This window comes from Faecalibacillus sp. MSK20_93, from assembly GCF_020589945.1.
Lineage (GTDB): Bacteria > Bacillota_I > Bacilli_A > Erysipelotrichales > Coprobacillaceae > Faecalibacillus > Faecalibacillus intestinalis.
In genome coordinates this window covers 31,321-50,260 of sequence record NZ_JAJDKA010000016.1, presented here as the reverse complement: position 1 = coordinate 50,260, position 18,940 = coordinate 31,321, and the positions used below count along the sequence as shown (strand labels likewise).

The 18,940-nt window shown below is 26.2% G+C and carries 18 protein-coding genes and 1 pseudogene; 3 read left to right on the top strand and 16 right to left on the bottom strand.

Annotation, left to right across the window (positions count from 1 at the left end; genetic code table 11):
• The 12 genes and pseudogenes from LJD34_RS06745 to LJD34_RS06695 form a co-directional block, all read right to left on the bottom strand.
• Window positions 1–731 (bottom strand): annotated as a pseudogene (locus tag LJD34_RS06745) (hypothetical protein); the annotation flags it as partial.
• A 109-nt stretch (window positions 732–840) separates the two neighbouring features.
• Window positions 841–2,151 carry a DUF6056 family protein gene (locus LJD34_RS06740; RefSeq protein ID WP_227359501.1) on the bottom strand — a complete coding sequence of 437 codons (1,311 nt, stop codon included), beginning with the start codon at window positions 2,149–2,151 and terminating at the stop codon, window positions 841–843.
• A 12-nt stretch (window positions 2,152–2,163) separates the two neighbouring features.
• Entirely contained in the window at window positions 2,164–3,042 is an 879-nt protein-coding gene (locus tag LJD34_RS06735) for a glycosyltransferase (RefSeq protein ID WP_227359500.1), read from the bottom strand.
• A 14-nt stretch (window positions 3,043–3,056) separates the two neighbouring features.
• Window positions 3,057–4,313, bottom strand: coding sequence for a hypothetical protein (locus LJD34_RS06730; protein WP_147580686.1), 1,257 nt, complete (start codon window positions 4,311–4,313; stop codon window positions 3,057–3,059).
• Window positions 4,314–4,320: 7 nt separating this feature from the next.
• Complete coding sequence (locus LJD34_RS06725; protein WP_227359499.1) at window positions 4,321–5,769, bottom strand: oligosaccharide flippase family protein; 1,449 nt, start codon at window positions 5,767–5,769, stop codon at window positions 4,321–4,323.
• Window positions 5,770–6,097: 328 nt separating this feature from the next.
• The gene (locus LJD34_RS06720) at window positions 6,098–6,592 is read right to left on the bottom strand and encodes a GNAT family N-acetyltransferase (RefSeq protein WP_022001099.1); all 495 of its coding nucleotides are present in this window, start codon (window positions 6,590–6,592) and stop codon (window positions 6,098–6,100) included.
• A 13-nt stretch (window positions 6,593–6,605) separates the two neighbouring features.
• Window positions 6,606–7,706: a DegT/DnrJ/EryC1/StrS family aminotransferase gene (locus tag LJD34_RS06715; RefSeq protein ID WP_227359498.1), complete on the bottom strand. Its 1,101-nt coding sequence runs from the start codon at window positions 7,704–7,706 to the stop codon at window positions 6,606–6,608.
• A gap of 1 nt (window position 7,707) precedes the next feature.
• Complete coding sequence (locus tag LJD34_RS06710) at window positions 7,708–8,112, bottom strand: sugar 3,4-ketoisomerase (RefSeq protein WP_147580688.1); 405 nt, start codon at window positions 8,110–8,112, stop codon at window positions 7,708–7,710.
• Window positions 8,113–8,471: 359 nt separating this feature from the next.
• Window positions 8,472–9,407, bottom strand: a complete 936-nt coding sequence (locus tag LJD34_RS06705; protein WP_022001102.1) for a glycosyltransferase — start codon at window positions 9,405–9,407, stop codon at window positions 8,472–8,474.
• A 944-nt stretch (window positions 9,408–10,351) separates the two neighbouring features.
• On the bottom strand, window positions 10,352–10,879 hold the full coding sequence (locus LJD34_RS16410; RefSeq protein WP_318532715.1) for a beta-1,6-N-acetylglucosaminyltransferase: 528 nt from the start codon (window positions 10,877–10,879) through the stop codon (window positions 10,352–10,354).
• Entirely contained in the window at window positions 10,875–11,219 is a 345-nt protein-coding gene (locus LJD34_RS16405; RefSeq protein WP_264474799.1) for a beta-1,6-N-acetylglucosaminyltransferase, read from the bottom strand. Before LJD34_RS16405 ends, LJD34_RS16410 begins: the two co-directional genes overlap by 5 nt.
• 906 nt (window positions 11,220–12,125) lie before the next feature.
• Window positions 12,126–13,490, bottom strand: coding sequence for an exopolysaccharide biosynthesis polyprenyl glycosylphosphotransferase (locus tag LJD34_RS06695; protein ID WP_227359497.1), 1,365 nt, complete (start codon window positions 13,488–13,490; stop codon window positions 12,126–12,128).
• A 103-nt stretch (window positions 13,491–13,593) separates the two neighbouring features.
• Here LJD34_RS06695 and LJD34_RS06690 point away from each other — a divergent pair, with 103 nt between their 5' ends.
• On the top strand, window positions 13,594–14,070 hold the full coding sequence (locus LJD34_RS06690; protein WP_118473558.1) for a phosphatase PAP2 family protein: 477 nt from the start codon (window positions 13,594–13,596) through the stop codon (window positions 14,068–14,070).
• An 86-nt stretch (window positions 14,071–14,156) separates the two neighbouring features.
• Window positions 14,157–15,080, top strand: coding sequence for an Rpn family recombination-promoting nuclease/putative transposase (locus LJD34_RS06685; protein ID WP_227359496.1), 924 nt, complete (start codon window positions 14,157–14,159; stop codon window positions 15,078–15,080).
• A 12-nt stretch (window positions 15,081–15,092) separates the two neighbouring features.
• Here the strand turns inward: LJD34_RS06685 and LJD34_RS06680 are convergent, their stop codons facing one another.
• Window positions 15,093–16,025 (bottom strand): TRM11 family SAM-dependent methyltransferase, encoded by a 933-nt coding sequence (locus LJD34_RS06680; RefSeq protein ID WP_227359495.1) that lies wholly within the window; start codon window positions 16,023–16,025, stop codon window positions 15,093–15,095.
• A 96-nt stretch (window positions 16,026–16,121) separates the two neighbouring features.
• On the opposite strand from LJD34_RS06680, the gene LJD34_RS06675 reads away from it, so the two are divergent.
• Window positions 16,122–17,288, top strand: a complete 1,167-nt coding sequence (locus LJD34_RS06675) for an O-antigen ligase family protein (protein WP_032090923.1) — start codon at window positions 16,122–16,124, stop codon at window positions 17,286–17,288.
• 10 nt (window positions 17,289–17,298) lie between these two features.
• Here the strand turns inward: LJD34_RS06675 and LJD34_RS06670 are convergent, their stop codons facing one another.
• The 3 genes from LJD34_RS06670 to LJD34_RS06660 form a co-directional block, all read right to left on the bottom strand.
• Complete coding sequence (locus tag LJD34_RS06670; protein ID WP_158569901.1) at window positions 17,299–17,466, bottom strand: hypothetical protein; 168 nt, start codon at window positions 17,464–17,466, stop codon at window positions 17,299–17,301.
• An 86-nt stretch (window positions 17,467–17,552) separates the two neighbouring features.
• Window positions 17,553–17,915, bottom strand: a complete 363-nt coding sequence (locus tag LJD34_RS06665) for a hypothetical protein (RefSeq protein WP_118473561.1) — start codon at window positions 17,913–17,915, stop codon at window positions 17,553–17,555.
• Between the two features lie 254 nt (window positions 17,916–18,169).
• Window positions 18,170–18,367 carry a hypothetical protein gene (locus LJD34_RS06660; RefSeq protein WP_175301261.1) on the bottom strand — a complete coding sequence of 66 codons (198 nt, stop codon included), beginning with the start codon at window positions 18,365–18,367 and terminating at the stop codon, window positions 18,170–18,172.
• Between the last annotated feature and the right edge of the window lie 573 nt (window positions 18,368–18,940).

Below are 18,940 nucleotides of genomic sequence, written 5' to 3'. Positions count from 1 at the left end.
CATTTACCATAGTATTTATACCATCCACTTACTAAACTTGCATTTCCATCATAGAAATACCAATGATTATCATCATTTATCCAACCTGTTTTAATAGCACCATTTTCATCAAAATGATATTTGATTCCATCAATTTCTTTTACTTGATTTGTTATTGCTGATGATGGATATGTTTCATCATTAACATCTAAATAATACCATTTACCATAGTATTTATACCATCCACTTACTAAACTTGCATTTCCATCATAGAAATACCAATGATTATCATCATTTATCCAACCTGTTTTAATAGCACCATTTTCATCAAAATGATATTTGATTCCATCAATTTCTTTTACTTGATTTGTTATTGCTGATGATGGATATGTTTCATCATTAGCATCTAGATAATACCATTTACCGTAATATTTATACCATCCTTGTTTACAAGTAGCATCATTATTTACAAAATACCAGTGATTTTGATCATTTACCCATCCTGTTTTAACATTTCCATCTGCATTTACATAGTAAAAAGTTCCATTATCATTAACAATACTTGTAATTGCTACATCATTTTCATAAAAATAAACTTTCCCGTTTTCTTTATAAAGTCCATTTTTTACTTCAACAACATCATTCATCTTTACTTCATCATTTCTCTCTAATGCCGAAACAAATGATAGACTCATTGAAATTGAAAATAGAAAAATGAAACATGCTATTCCTTTCTTCAAATAACCTTTCATTGCTCAAACCTCCCTTGTATTCATTTTATCATCAAAAAAACTCTAAACAATATAACTAATAAATAAAAGCTAGAAATAATTTGATATTCTCAAATTACTTCTAGCTTTATTAAACTAAACAATTAATAATATTACAAAAAGCAAAAACTCCAAATATAGCCATAAAATAATCTAAATTTTTTATTCTATGATGATATCTAGAAATTAATAAACAGCTTGCTATAATCATTGAAAAATAGAAAAATAGAGCGGTTCTATTTCCGGAAACCCAAACAGTTGGCGAAAAGCAAAGCATAAATCTTGATCCAAAGCCAATTAATAAGATAATAAAAATATCTATATTTTTTCTATTATCTTTAATTAAAAATAATATGATGATTAATAATGTAATAAATTCTATTAAAAACATAATATATGGAAAAAATGATTTTAAATTACTTAAACTTAAAATACCGTATTTCCCTAATATAGAATATAGAAAAGAAATATTTGGATATAAGTCTACTAAATATTTTCCTAAAACACCAAAAACTAATGTCATTACAAAAATAATCATTGTACTTGCTTTCACTAAACTATTTTTAAAAGTATTAATAATTATTAAAAGTGTTGATGATAAAAATAACATTGGTACATTATTTTTAAATAAAATAGGATAAACAGTTGAAGAAATTCCTATTTCAATTTTTCTAAAAAAGGATAATGTTCCAAAATCTGGGAACCAATTTTTAACTTCTTGTTTCTTTCTCACCCAATTTCCAGGACACGTAAAGATATATGTTCCTGATGCAATGATTAAAACAATATTTAAAATTACAAAAAAACTAATTTTCCTTTTATTGATAAAGCAGTAAATTATATAGAAGAAATAAGTTCCTAACAAAATTGCAAAACCTTGTTCTTGATTTGCGGCAAATAATAAGGCTATAGAACTAATAATATATTCATACCATTTCAATTTAATAAGATTATTTGCTTTTTTTAAATAATATAAATTTATTAAAATAGCGCCTAATGGCCAATAATAATTAATTGTTGTGGCCATCCAACCAGCAGAAGACATATCAATCAAGGGATAGATAAGTGTTCCAATACAACAAAGTATTTTCATTTTTATTGTATGATTACAAAATATTGCTTCTATTAATTTAGCTATAATTGTAATAACTAATGAGTTTAAAAGCATCCAAACATGACTATGAACTGAAATAAAATAAAGTACACTTTCTATCAATTGCCTAGAAGACCAATTATAGTATTTATATATATTAAAATCTGTAAAAGTCATTGATTTTGCTCGAATTGCAAAATTTACATCATCACCTGTACTTACATTCAATTGAATATGTATAAATAATAAAATAAAGAATAATACATAATATGGTATATTAGATATAAATTGTTTTTTTAATTTACTCATAATTTTCCCCATTTACCCCTTAATAATTCCTGCTTTATTTAAACAAAGCATTATAACAACATCTATATACAATAGTTGAACTAAAAAAGAATTATATTTTTTTGTAATTTTATCTATTCTATAGTTTAAAGCTCTTTTTGTCATATGTGATAAATGTATATCTTTTTGAGATAAAACATCTTTAAATAAAGTTACATAATCTTGATCTAATAAAGGATTTCTATTACTTGCTGTAGAAATACCTCCTAATTCATATTGAATTGTTGGATAATCAATATATCCAATTTTTTCGTTATTAAATGCAAGATTAACATAGAATGGATAATCTTCTAATAACTTATATTTTTCATCAAACAATCCATATTTATCAAAAATTTCTTTTTTATAATAAGTAGAAGCCCCCGATACAAAATTACCGTATTTCATAATATATTCAAAAAAATGATTTGATTGATCTAATAAAGAAACTTGATATAAACTTGGATAATATTCTATATTATTTTCTTTTTTGATCATTCTTTTCGAAGTATATATAAGTTTATCTTCTTGATCAAAAGCATTCATAATTTCTTGTAGAGAATTTTCATTATAAAATTGATCTCCACTTGATAAAGGACAAATGATTGTTCCTTTTGCCTGTTTAATCAAACTGTTAAAATGTTTGACAGTTCCTCTATTAATTCCGTTATTTATAAGTTTAAAGTACGTAAATTCATTTTTATACTGTTCAGTGATTTTATCAAAGTCTTCTTGCGTATAATTAGGTGAACCATCATCACTTACAATAACTTCATAATTTGAATATGTTTGCTTTTTTATAGAATCTAATGTTTGTCTTACTTGATCTAAATTTTTATAGACCATTACGATGATTGTTGCTTCTATATTCATGTATTTTTCCTTTCTTAATTATCTTTTAAAACTTTAATTATATTTTGAGTTACATATTTTACATATTTATCTTCAAATAATTCATCTTTTAATTTTAATCTTTTTTCTTTTAATGGATCTATTCCATTTTGTAAGTCTAAAAGAATTTTTTCTACATCTTCAAAACTATAAGCATTATAAGATACACTAAATATTTTTTTCATAATATCATTATCATCCACAGCATCAGTATGACAATAAATAATAGGTTTACCCGTTAAAAAATAACAAGGTATAATTGATGAAATATCTCCTACAAAAACATCTGAATGCCAAAATGTTGTAAAATATTCTGATGTTTGATCATAATATAACTGTTCATTATTTTGGAACTTACTTAAATATTCATCTACTTCATCGGATGTAATCAAACCTAAAGATATAAAATTTTTAAATGTAAGTGGATGAGGTCTAAAAACAAGACTTCTTTTCTTATCTTTTTCAACATAATCAACTATATTATCTTTATAAGTTAAAAAATTACTTCCTCCCAATTGCGTATCTATTGTCCATCTAGGAGCCCATATAATCTTAAAATGTTGATCATCATTATCCCAAAATAGATTATCTTCACTTTGTGCTTTATTAAAAGCATTAAATATAGGATGTCCTGTTAATATCGTTTTTCTTAATCCTAATCGATGAGATAAAGGTGCTCTTTTTTTATTAAAAGATTCTGTAACATAACTATCCGCAAAAAAGATATGCAAATATCTAAAGAAATCCACATTAAGTGAAGTATCAAAAATATAGTTCATCATTTCATATCCATAAGGTAAATAACATGTTTTTGTATATTTTGAAACTGTAGATATTTTATATTCCATTGGTAAGTAAGAACTATAAGGTCTTTCATAAAAAACATAGTCTGGATTAATATTTTTTAAATCAAACCATTTTCCTTGATCAAAAGCTTTAATTGTATTTTGATGATTATGATTTTTATGAAAATCATAAATCTTTGTATTCATTGTTTGGATATCAAATTCTTTTTTTGAATAATCAAACTCTGGAATCATTAAAACATATGTTTCAAACTGATCATCATTAGATAATTGATTATATAAATCATCTACATTGATCCACAAATTAGACATTTGTGAAATAAATACTATCTTTTTTTTAGTGTTTGTTACTTTTTTTAAATTTTTTATTTTAAAATCGGCTACTAAAAAGCGGTATGAATCATATATTTTTCTAGCAACTTTATACGTTAACTTTGTCTTATCCATATTCATCTTATCCTTTTATTAATTTAAAATATTCTATTATTTTATTTCTATTTAATAAAACAATAATTCCTATTATACCTACAAATATAATTCTTAACCAAATTGTATAATATGTAAATGTCAATAAAATAATTAAAATCGTGAAAGCAGTAGCAATAATAAATATTTTTTTCCAATCAAACAATGTATCATATCTATAATCTTCTATTTTATCTTTACATGATTTATTCATATAATATAGATTACTCAACCAAAAAACAATATAGGAAAATAAAGTTGTATACCCAGCTACAACGTATCCAAAAACAGGAATAAGTAAGAAATTCAAAACAATATTTAAAACAGCACTTAATATAGATCCTTTAACAAGATAACTATTTTCTTCAAAATAGAACATTACATTTATACATAATTGTGATAAAAATAAGAATAATAAACTTCCTGCTACTGGAGGAACGACCCAAATAGCATCTTTATATTTACTTCCCCCTAAGATAGCAATAGCTTCAGGACCAAATAAAATAAGTACAATCAACATTGTAGCAATAAATATTATAATAATATTTGTTACTTTTTTTATCATATTATATTTTTTATCTTTAATACTTCTGTATGTCCAAGGAACAAATGAACTATTGATAGAGTTAATAACAAAAACTAAGACAACCGCGAATTGATAAGCAACACTATATAATGCTGCATTTGTTTGGCCAGACATTCTACTAATCATTATTCGATCAGATTGATTAAATATCATTTGTGATAAATAATATGGTATAAGAGGTATATTAAATTTTAAAGCATATGTCCAATATTTTTTATCATATAAAGCCTTCCCTTTATATAATTGATAAATGTATATAATTAAACCAATACATAGATATACTGCAGTATTTCCTAAAATACGTGCTATTCCCTTTTCTTCAAATAAAAATACACCAACCAACCCTATTAAAGGAGATGCGACTGATATGATAAGAGTTACAATAATCATTGGTTTATATTTATATATAAAACGTTGTTTATTTGTCCAAAAAGTTAAGACTGTACTCATCAATATTTCAACAATCATTGCAAGAACAAGTATTGATGGTAATTCCAATAAATCATTCCAAAATACTGGAGCTATGATGTATATAATTAAAGTTATTAATGTTAAAACTGAAACAATCCCTTGGATAGAAGATATGTATCTATCTCGATCATTTTCAAATTTAATCATAGCTGTATCAAATGACCCATATTGTAAGTTCAAAGTAGCAAAAATAGCTACGATATTCATCCATGATTGATAGATACTATATTGCCCATATTGCTGAGTTGTCATTAATCTTGTAAAAATGGGTAACGTTATTAAAACAATACACTTTTGTACAATACTACAAATTGTATAATAAATAGAAGCTTTCACTTCAACAGGAACATTTTTATATTTCGATATTATTGATTTAACCATTTAAACTCTCCTTTTTTCAAAGCAATTATATATAAAGAAAGCAGTGAAAGCAAATAATCCCTTATTTTTATTTCACTGCTTGTGTATTTTTATGCTATTTTCTTTAATAAGCTAACAAAAAATCTCCTTCAACACCTGCACAAATCAATATGAGTAATATATTTTTATGATATCTATACTTATTTTTCAATTACACAATCATCATAAACATACAATATAATATTTGAACAATCTTAATTTTTTAATAATTTCAATACTTTATTATATATTTTCTTCTTTTAGATATGCATAGACATTATGAATCAACTTTTTCATACATATCATACTCTTATTTTTTACATATAGCATACCATTCTAAATCTTGATATCTATCATCAATAAATAAATGATCTTTAAATTTTCCTTCATAAATAAATCCGCATTTTTTATAAAAAGAAATTGCTCTTTTATTAGATGATAATACATTTAAATAAATTCTATGCAATTGTAACTTATCAAAACCATATTTTAATAATGATTCCGTTGCTTTTTGATTGGCACCTGTTCCTCTTGCTTTTTTTCTTGTGCTAATTGCATATTCAGCATTTTTATTTTTTAAATCAATATTTTTTAGAGAAATTGTACCTAAATATTCATCATCTTGATCATCAACAATTGCAAAATGTTGCTGATCTTCTCTAAAAGAATTTTCTACGAACTTTTTTGCTGCAACATCATCTATTTCAGCAAAATTATTTTGAAAAATATGTTTTGCTTCTTCATCATGCATCCATTCTAGCATTAATGGAACATCTTTTAATTGAAGTTTTCTTAATGTAATCATAATTATCCTCTCATTATTTAAACGCATTTAGTTTATCAATAACATAATTCACTTCTTCATCTGTCATTCCATAGTACATTGGAATACTTAAAACAGTTTTACTAATTTCTTCTGCAATTGGTAAACTTCCTTCTTTGATATTTAAATCTTTATATGCTTCTTGTAAATGCATTGGTATAGGATAGTGTTTTACAGTCCCAATCCCATTTTCATTTAAATATTTTTCTAATTCATCTCTTTTAGCACATCTAATGACAAATACATGATAAATATGTCTATAATCTTCACTATCTTTTAATGGTAATTTAATTAATGGATTTTTTATTCCTTCAAAATATTTATTTGCTACATTTCTTCTATATTCATTCCATTTATCTAAATGTGGTAATTTACAACGTAAAAATGCTGATTGAATTTCATCTAAACGACTATTAGTTCCTTTATAAATATGATGATATTTGTAATCTGAACCATAATTACCTAAAGCTCTAACTTTATCAGCAATTTCTTTATTGTTTGTAACAACTGCTCCTCCATCACCTAAAGCGCCTAGGTTCTTACCTGGATAAAAACTAAACCCTGCTGCATCTGATAAAGTACCTACTTTTTGACCTTTATATTCTGTTCCATGTGCTTGAGCTGCATCTTCAATAACATATAAATTGTGTTTTTTAGCAATTTCATTAACTGCATCCATATCTGCAGGTCTTCCTTGCAAGTGAACAGCTATAATTGCTTTTGTTTGATCTGTTATTTTTTCTTCTATTAAAGCTGGATTAATATTATAAGTTTCTAATTTTGGTTCTACAAATATAGGTGTTGCTCCACAATATGAAACAGCTAAAGCTGTTGCAATATATGTATTTGATGGAACGATTACTTCATCTCCATTACCTATATTCATCGCTCTTAAAATTAAATATAATGCATCTAATCCAGTTGCTACACCTACACAATATTTAGCATTACAATAATCTGCAAACTCTTTTTCAAATAATTCGCATTCTTTTCCTTGGATAAAATAATTACTATCAATTACTTTATTATATGCTTGATCTAAATCTTTTCTTATTTCATCATGCATTGGTTTAAATGTTGCAAAAGGTATTTTCATTCTATTCACTCTCCTTAATAAATTCTAAAAAATCATCATAGTTTCTAATATAATCACTTTCATCATATGCTTCTGAAGCCAATACTAGCAATACTGCATCAGGAGAAAAATCAAACATTTCTCTCCACATATTATTAGCCACATACAATCCTTCATATGGTTTTTCTAATGGTACAACTTTTTTTTCCTTACCATTATCTAATAATATTTTACAAGTTCCATGTATACAAATTAAAATTTGTTCTAAGTTTTTATGTGCATGATATCCTCTACGGACTCCTTCTCCTGTATCATACATATAGTACACTCGCTTAATTTTAAAAGGTATATCTTTAAATTCTTCTAGAGCAACAAGTTGTCCTCTATCATCACCATGTGGTTGAAACATATATTTTATTACTTGCATTTTTCCACCTCTTTATCCATTTTTCTTATACTATTATATATTAACATTATTATCACATCAAAATACTCAATATTTGAAAAAATACTATTAAATTTATTAATTCTATAATCAATGAGCTTCTATTTTTTATAATAGATTGTAAGATCTATTTATTTTTGTTCTAATTATTTGAAACAGTCCCAAAAAATAATCTATTTAAATTTGATATACAATCATCACTTATAATAATTCATAAGATTTGAACAGTTGATTCAAAACTAAACAAACAATATTTTCAAGTAACTCTTTATTCTTAAAACACATTACAATAATACTAGCAAATATTTCTTCATTTTCCAATATCTGTTTCTTTCATCCTTTTAACTTATTTTTTGGGCAATTTTTACCATAAATGAAAATAACTTTTTGGGTAAAAGAGCTGTCACAATATCAAATTTTGCAATGTCAGGTGCAAGATATCTCAATTTAAATAAGGTTTTTATATTACCTGTTCTTCTAGCATTAGCAAATTTCTCAATTTCATTTAAATCTTTGTGATTAGGATATTTTTGTTTAAAATCTTCAATCATTTTTAAATCAGGCATTATTCTCTGATTGATATAATCTTCCTTTGTCTCTATTCCAACTAATACACCACTAACATTTTTCCCATGTCTTCTATATTGAACTAAAGGTAAATTTAAGTACCCTACTTTTCCTTCTGTAGAAGTACACGCCAATACCCATTTATCATGACCTGTGTATTTTGAAAATGGTAAAGACTTTTTTGCAAAGCTAGCTTTCATTATAATACTCATTCCTACTGCATAAGTAACAAAGATATTATATTTAGTTATATCATCGTAAGTATTCCAATTATCATAGTTTTTATTGCTATGTTTTCTAACGCTACTGCAAGTGACGTTGTCATTTTCATCAATTATTTGTTTATCCGTAACAACTAAGTCGATATTCTTTTCATTCATATATGCGACACACTTTTCAACTTTATCATCCATCCATATATCATCTTGATCACAAAAAGCAATATATTCACCATCTGATCTTTGCACCAATTTTTCAAAAGCCCCCATGTAATTTAAATTTTCTTCACAATATGGCAAAACCTCATAGGAAAAATTTGTGATATATTTTTCAAATAAATCTAAATTACACCTTTTTTTTATACAATCATCAAATATATATAGTTTTAAATTAGGATATGTTTGATTATTTAAAGAAATTAATTGTTTTATCAAATATTCTTCATTTGGATTATATACCGACAATAATATATCAACTTGTTTATTATTCATAATATTTTTTCATCCTTTCTTTATACAACAAAATTTAATAAATTACAAATAGTGCAAATAAATTTGTAATTTACATAGATTTTATTTCATTTATAACATCTTTTTTGTTAAATAATAAATTGCTATTAATGCAAAAGAAGCAAAAGAATATTCCTTCACAATCTTTGGAAATCTAATTGGTAATAGTACGACATTATTACCTCTAATTCAATAAATATTAACACACTTTCTTTAACAATTAAATATTATAAATAAATATTAACAAAATTAAACACTATGGTATAGTGATTTTTTTATCATTCTTTAGCAATGTACCTTGTCACTTAATGAATTTATTAAGCTAGAAGTCATTGCCAATATTAAAATAACAAAAATATATACCAAAAAGTATTTTTAATCTTCAATAAGATAACAAATTATTTGCAAGTTTCGAATCTTCAGTATAATATTCATCTTTATAACTAGTAATTCTTAAAATATTACCTCCTATTCTACATATATTTTTATCTATCACAACTACCTTTCAACATGATGCCATCTTCTACGACAACTTTATCACGACTTTATACAATTAACAATCTTGTTTCTTACTTTGATTTTGCCATTGGCAATGTCGCAAAGCATAAACTATATTACTCAAATGTCATCTCAACAACAAAAAAATCTATATTTGCCTTATCAAAAAATGACAGACATTATTTGTACTGCAGGGTTTGAATGGTGTGTTTTCAAAAGAGCAAGAAATTGGTATAAATTTAAATACCACTTGCTCAAAAAAATACATATCCGCTGAAAAATCAATGTGCAAAATCTAGCGGATGCGTTTTTTTAAGTAAAATTATCACTTATTTCTCTATATGTTTTCGAACCTACATTCTGTTTAATTATTGACTTTAATCGTATTTTTACTTATTTTTCGCATAATAGGCTTTATCTTTTACTGCTTATAGTTCATCATATAATTTATTTATAATTTTATCATCAAAATCCTCATCAAATTTTCTTGCCATTAAATAATTAACTTTTTCTAATTCGTCACAATCCTCTATTGTAAAAGTTTTAGGGTGATTAATTTGTCCTTTCCAATTAACATATGTTAATTTATCGTAGTATTTGTCTTTAAATCTACTATTCATATAAATCGTTTGAAATATGGATTCATCTGGAACCAAAGAGCCTTTATAATAGTCTATATATTCACCTTTTAATAATATATCATATATTTCTTTAGCACATTCATAGGTCAATGTCCACCATTGACTTCCATAATAGAAATCAACGTTAAGTATATTTTTTCTATCAAGTAGAGTTCCTAAATGTAGTGCAATGTTTATGTATCCCATCTTTAAACATCTTACAAAAAAATTTTTGCTTCTCATCCAATTTGGAAAATACAATTCATATCTTTTTTTTATAGTATTTTCCCTTTCAAATTTATTTATTTCTATAAAATTTTTCCCTTTATTTTTAATAATAAAAATTTATAATTTCTTGAGAACTTTTAAGTGGGAAATCTTGTCCACTTATTAACCATATATAATCATATTTTATTTTTGAAGTGAACACACTCTCCATCAAATTAACAGTAGCATCAATCATGGAAATATCTCCCCACTTGACATCAATTCTTTTATCATTTGGTAAAACAAAAATATGATTATTTTTAATGATATCTTCTTCTATTGAACTTTTTTTATCAATATGAAGAAAAAAATCACAATTTTTTGAATCCAACTTCTTTATCATTTTATTTATTTGACCAGCATTTTTATGACATAAAACAATATATGCTATTTTTATGTTTGAATTCATTAATTATTCTCCTTCTCGCTTATTTTTATATTACATACAATTTCTAAAAAAATTTATATACATTATTTCATATTTTTTATAATCCCATGTTAGCATTTATAAAAAAACAAAACAAGTTTCTATATTTACAATGCAATGTAAATTTCGCATATCGGGTAATTACCACCAAAATTTATAATAATTTTTTCAACTCTTGTAGTATAGTATGTATGTTTATCTTTTTCACATAATCTTCCTCAATGTTATTAAGTTAAAGTGACATTAAGCATCTTTTGCTTTATGTTGGATACTTTAGCTATTTTGTTATTTTCATAGACATATATCATTTTTTTAGAATCAAAAAATTGTTCATTTAAATAATCTAGAAATTTAAGCATTTCCTTTTCATAACTTCGACTTGGTCTGAAACCATAACTATACTCACTAAAACAGTGTTCACATATTGGTTCTATTTTTTTACCGTCACTTGTTGGATAATCGTATCCGTAATAGTTGGTATACTTAGTTTTCTAATACCAGGTTCTAGGTTTATATACATTTTGAGCAAATACACCTCATCTACTTTGTAATGTCAAACATGTATTAGAAACATGCATTTGTTTTGCACTATTTAATCATTCAGAACTTCAGTATACTGTCCATATCCACTATGCCATTTCCTGACTTCTTACTCTTCGTTGTTACTGCTTTGTCGCTAGTGAAATCTCACGAGTTGTACATCTTTCCTCGTTTATCCACTGGATTTACACATTAAGACTACGGTTTTCTTTTGGACTTTATTGCTTTCTCTCTTCCATAACTCACAGTGTGGAACTTGCAAGCCGCTATATGATTCATCGGCAACTATGCTCACGAAAGACTTTCACCTTAGATGCAAAATATGCCCGTCATTTACAAAAAAAGAGATCATAACGATCCCTTACCATAAACAACGCCTTTAATCGTTTTATAAATAATCGTAAAGTCTAACCAAATAGACCAATTATGATAATAATAATCATCTAATTTACAACGATAATTAAATTCAACATCACTTCTACCATTTGCTTGCCACATTCCTGTAACTCCTGGTTTACATTTAATAATAGAATTGTAATACTGACCCATATCTTTCTTTTCTCTTGGTAAATAAGGTCTAGGACCAATTAATGACATTTCACCTAATAAAACATTAATAAATTGTGGCCATTCATCTAATGACGTTTTTCTTAAAAACTTTCCTACTGGTGTAATTCTTGGATCATTGACTAGTTTTTTATTTGTCAGATATTCTTCTTTGATTTTTGGATCTTTTTCCATCAATTCATCCAAAATTCTTTCAGCATTTGGTACCATTGATCTAAATTTATAGATTTTAATCATTTTCCCATTTTTACCAATTCTATCTTGACTAAAAATAATACTATCATGATCTCCGCTTTTGACATATTTATATTTTACAAAAGCAATCAAAGGAATTAACGTTAAACATCCAGCAATTCCTGCACAAATATCAATAAATCTTTTCATAGTATTAGCAAGAGCCGACATTTCATTATTTGCTGTTGCAATCAGTAATTGTCCATCAAAATCCTGAACTTCAGAAGAAAAAGTCATTGTTCCATTAACATCTGGTAAATACTTAACACTTTCAACTTTTCCATAAATATCTGACATCACCTTATCAATTACTTCTTCACTTGCTTCTGGTAAAGCCACAATAATTTGTTCAATTTTTAAAGTTTTAATAGCCTCATCCAATTCTTCATAACTATAAATAAAACTATTTTTAATCACATTTTCCTGTTTAAAATCAAATAACTGATCTGTCCAATTCGCATCCACATAACCTTCTACTTGTGTTAAAGCAAAACGATTGTTATTTGATATTTTACCAAGTCTTGCTGCTTCATATCCTGTTCCAATAACTAATGTTTTTCTAGCAAACTGTTCTCTAAAAGCAATTCTAATATATCTATCAGCTAGTAAACAAATAATAAACATTGAAGCTACCATGATTGTTAAATGCATTCTTCTTTCATAACCTGTTGATTTTGGTACCAACACAAGTAATGCGATATAAAAACAAAAACTTGATTTAACTAACGCTTTAATTTCATCCCATATTAAGCATGTATTTAATGAATAATGTCCATATATAAATAAGAATAGGAAATAAAGTATTCCTGATCCAATGATTAAATCTAAATCCATATGGAAGTATAAACATATAAAATAATACATGACAACTTCGATAAGAAGTAACATAAAGGGCATTAATTTTCTATTCATCTTTTACACCTCTTATTATGTCCATTATATCGTAATTCGATTATTAATGCTATCTTTTCTCTTTTATAGTATAATAGATATATCAAAACTTTGGAGGGTCAATATGAAGTTTTTTTATGAAGGTATCAATAAATTTATGTATAAACATCCTTTTATAAAATCTTGTGCCTATTTTGCATCAAAATTTTGTCCTTGGATGGTCGCTATATTTTATTCACTCTTTTTATTAAAAATAGTGATAGAATCACAAACTGGTTTTTATCTTTTATTTATTAAACCATTTGTCGTTTTATTAATTACTGTTCTACTTAGAATATTAATTGATAGACCTCGTCCTATTCAAAAGTATGACCTTAAACCTATTGATGATAAAAAAAGAATAGGTCATTCTTTCCCAAGTATTCATACGAGTTTAGCTATTTCTATAGCTTTGACCGTTATTGCTCGAGGACCAAATATGGGATTATTACTCTCAGCACTTGCTATTACAATTACTTGTACAAGACTGCTTACAGGTGTTCACTATTTAACAGATATTCTTGCAAGTATTTTAATTGCCCTTGCTATTTATATGATTTAACGAAATAAGAAAATTATTTCGTTTTTTTATTTTTTAAAAGAAAAAATGATTTTTGTTGTCTATATAAATAATGAAGGGGAGAAACTATGGAAACAAAAATCAAACCTAAAAGAATTACCGATTTTAAAAATGATCTTGTATTTAAGTATTTATTATCAAATATGAAAGATGAACAATGTAGGCGTTTATTAAAACTTATCATCGAAGATGTTATGGATATTAAATGTAAGAAAATTAATGTCTTAAATTCAGAGCTTAATCCTCATCATATAAGTGATAAAGATATAATCTTAGATATTCAGGTAATAACAGAAGATGGTGAACTGGTCGATATTGAAATGCAAAACAGTATATTCTCTAAAGAACTCTATCATCGTCTTCAAGCTTATGAAGCTAGAATGATCGATCATCAAGTCAATCGTGGAGATGAAAGATACAGTGACCATCTTCATAAAGTGAATTTGATTACTTTTATTAACGATATTGATAAAGATAATCTTGTATTGATTGACAGCTATGTGCCTAGAAATGAATATGGAAATGTGAGAAAGTTTAATTTAGCAACAAGCTATTTTGTCCAACTTCCATTTATTAAAGTTATTGAAAAAGAAAAAAAACTAGAAAACTTTTCAAGATTAGAAATCTTAATCTACATCTTATATCATGGACTTACCCATGATATAATATCTTTAGATAATGAGGTGGTAACAATCATGAAAGATAAGATGGAACAATTCAATGAAGATGAAGAGCTTGTTTTAGCGGCAGAAAAAAGACAACTTGTTAAAATTCAACATTATCATGAAGGACAAAGAATGCATGAAGAAGGAAAAGATGAAGGAAAACTAGCAAGTAAAAAAGAAGATACATTAATGCTTTTTAAAAGTAAATTTCCTCAAGAAGATAACGAATTATTAGAAAATCTTACTTTACAACAATATGATCATATATTTAAAGCACTTATTGAAAATAAAGATTTAAAGACGATCAAAAAAATCATTGGAAAATAATCCAATGATTTTTTAATAACACACATAAATATAACGTCCAAATTTAACAAATTCTGTTTTCTTCCTTAAGATACGATTTCTTATTTCAAAACCTGCTTGTTTGATTTCTTGATCCATTTGTTCATAACTTACTAAAACAAGTTTATTACATAATTTTCTAGCACTATTAATAATATCACACTGTTCTTTATAAGTAATCGGTGTATAAAGATTATAAGGAATATCAATAATAGCAATATCATAATGTCCTTGATGCTTATTAATATCATCTTTTGTAATCAACATACCATCAAAACCAAAATGATTTAAATTACATCTTGCTTTCCATGAAATATCCCTTGAAATATCAAATCCTTTGATAGAATACCCTAAAGCTAGTCCTTCTAAAACAACTGTACCCATTCCACAACATGGATCTATCATTGTTTTTGTTTGATCATTTTCTCCAGCAATATTAATCAATGTTCTTGCAAGTCTAATATCTAAAGAATTTGAAAAAGTATTTGGTTTATCATCATATTTTTTCCATGATGGAACACCATGGTGATAATACCCGATAATCCATAAGTCATTCACTTTTGTAAGAGCAATTGTATGCTTTGGTTTGGACATATTCACACTGCCCGCTATAAACCATGAAATATCTTTACATTTATCAAGTGTTTCTTGATAATTTGGATGGCTAATAGGATTTTTTAAATAAATAACTTTAAAATCTTGATAATTATGATTTTGGCGTTTAACTTCCTCTTTTAAGTCATCAAAATTGGAACTTATCGCCCAAATATCTATTTTTCCCTTCATAAAAACACTTATATTGACATCAATATCTTTATTTGTAATAAAACATTGTTGATATTCTTCATGAAAAAGATATTTAAATTCTAATGCACATAAATCATATTCTTCTGGTGGATAATTAAATAAATAAAAGTATTGTTTCATATTTTTCTTACCTCTAGTGCCCTATTTTAACAATACATCTTCATTTTGGCTACTGAAATAATCATAAATATGATATATTATCTCCAGGAGGCGACTATGAACTATTTAAAAGACTTAAAAGAACAGTTTACTTTTGATCAACTGTTATTAATATTTACATGTTTTAGTTTTACTTTTCCTTTTTATATATTAGGACCTATTTTATTGATTGAATTTATTTATTTGTTAGTATCAAAAAAAGCAATCATTGCCTTAAAACAAACACCACAAATTAAATTTCTCTATTTGTTTGTTTTAATCTCTTTAAGCATCTCCATTATTCATAAAAATATTTTAGGAGCACTTGCAACACTAGGAATATTTATTGTTATTATTTTAATGGTTTATTATCGAAAACATATTAATCAATCGACCTTTGAATTTATTATTGATATGTTGATTGTGTTATCTATTCTTTGGGCAATATATGGAATTTATGAGCAATTTCAAATTTATCATCGTTTAGGTGTTGATCATTTCACCTTTAAAGTTTATGCAAGACGTGAAAATCGTTTAAATAGTGTTTTCTACAATGCCAACTATTATGCGATGATGATTGAATTTATTGCTGTATGTACTGTATATAAATTCTTTACTGTTAAAAATAATCTAAAAAGAAGTATTTTTTATGTTATTGTTGGTTTTTTAAACTTATTTATGCTTTATATGACAGGATGTCGTGCTGGTTATGTAGCAATTGCAGGAGCTATTTGTTTATTTCTTATTTTTAATAAAAACTATAAATTATGTGTTTTGATAGCTCTTGGATGTTTAGGAATTGCAGGTTTCTTTGTTTTAAATCCTGATAAATTCCCTAGAATAGAATATTTGATTTCAAATTTAGATGTTAGAATTCAAATTTGGAGTTGTGCTATTCAAGGTATCAAAGCTTCTCCACTACTAGGACAAGGCCCATTTACTTATATGATGATTTTAGATAAATATAATGGACATTTAACACAACATGCCCATAGTGTTTATTTAGATCCTTTACTTTCATTTGGAATTATTGGACTCGCATGTCTTGTTCCTTATATTTATGATAACTGTAAACGTCTTTATAAAGTAAAAGAGCATTATTCTTATATTGCTCTTGTTATGGGATTTATAGGTGTATTATTAATTCATGGTATTTTAGATTATACGATTTTTTGGATACACACTGGTTTATTCTTCTTATTTGTATTATCTAGTTTTGAAATGTTTGAAACAAATCGTAATTAGCGATTTGTTTTTATTTTTGATATGTTTTATAGATTGTTGCTACTACAAATAAAAGAATAGATAACTCTAAATATTCTATATTAAATACATGTTTATAGACCCAATCAACAATCATAAAAAGCATTGGTATTCCTACCCAAACAATTGTTTCAATTAATTGATTTCTTTTAACATTCATCTTGATCACCTCTTAACAAAATACTACTCCTTTTTATGTTAAGAAAATATCAAGCAAGTGTAAAAAAAAGAACTTCTTTCGAAGTTCTATGCTCTTGCATTCATTGTATTTTGTTTTAATGAATTGACATATTCCATTTGATGTTTTGTATTTTCTTTTAATTCTTTTTGCATTCCTTCTAATGTCATATGTTCTACTTCTTTTGCTTCAGATTTCTTTCCACATACTTTTTCAAATGCTTCTTTTGCATCTTGTTGTAATGTGTTTCTCATTTGATATCTTTGTTCTAATTTCATTTCTGATTCTTTGATTTCTCCTGCAACGGATTCAAAGATTTCTTCTTTTGTTAATTCTTTTCTTGCTTCATTTTCATGTTTTACATCTTGACTATTTTTAAAATACTTTCTTAAAGATTCTTTTGCTTCTGCGTTAATTTCATTGATACTCATAATATTTAGTCCTCTCTTTCCTAAGACACCTGTAGCTTATACTTTTTTAGATTCTTCGAAAAGAGTATTGTATACATTTTTAATTTCATTAACAAATTATTAATTTTGTAAGAGCTTTATTTGTTAATGAGATTTACAATATATAAAAGAAATACTTGATGCAATTAAACAAATCACTGCTAAAAACAAATAAGCATATAGCATTGAAAAATGACTTACAATATTTCCACAAATCATAGGAAATAAAGTCATTCCTAAAGCATACACCGCTTGGAAGAAGCCCATTGCCCTGGCAAGTCCTGAAAAAGATTTTCAATCAAAAAACCAATGCCATTATTGAAAATAATTCTAAATAAAGAAACACATCCTGAAGATAAAGCACCTATAAGCATAATCATTTTATGTTTATTTTTATAATCTTCCAATAATCCTACCGATAAACGTAAGCCCATTTGTGATATCCCATAAGTTCCTATAATAATTCCAATAAATGACTCCCCTCATTGATGTTATGTTATGTTACATCAATATCATTCACTACTATGAGAGTGTCTGTCTACTCATGACGTACTTATCACTTCGAATTACACTTATAGATAAGTACCTTGATATGCACCAAGTAGTCATAAGGTCTCACAGGGTCATCGCTATTTCCTTAATATCATGCCAACTGACTTCACAATATAAGGCCTATGTTATCGACTAGTTCATTGATAACACAGTAAATAGACTTCCACATTTATCGCAATGTCGTCACACATTCTACTGCCACACCTTCAATTCACACTTCGTTTCGACCGCTCTCGAATACTGCATCTCCTTCACACACCGCCTTACGTTGATGCATTAGATTAAATTTCTCGAATAGCACTAGTGCGCACGATGTAGGACTTTCACCTACAGGATTTCTACATCCCATGACGCATTTTAAATTAATAGAGCCCTATCTTGAATAATCATTTATAAGTAGAAAATGTCATGTCCCTGTTGACATAACATATAAGCTACTGCCTGTCGCACGAAAA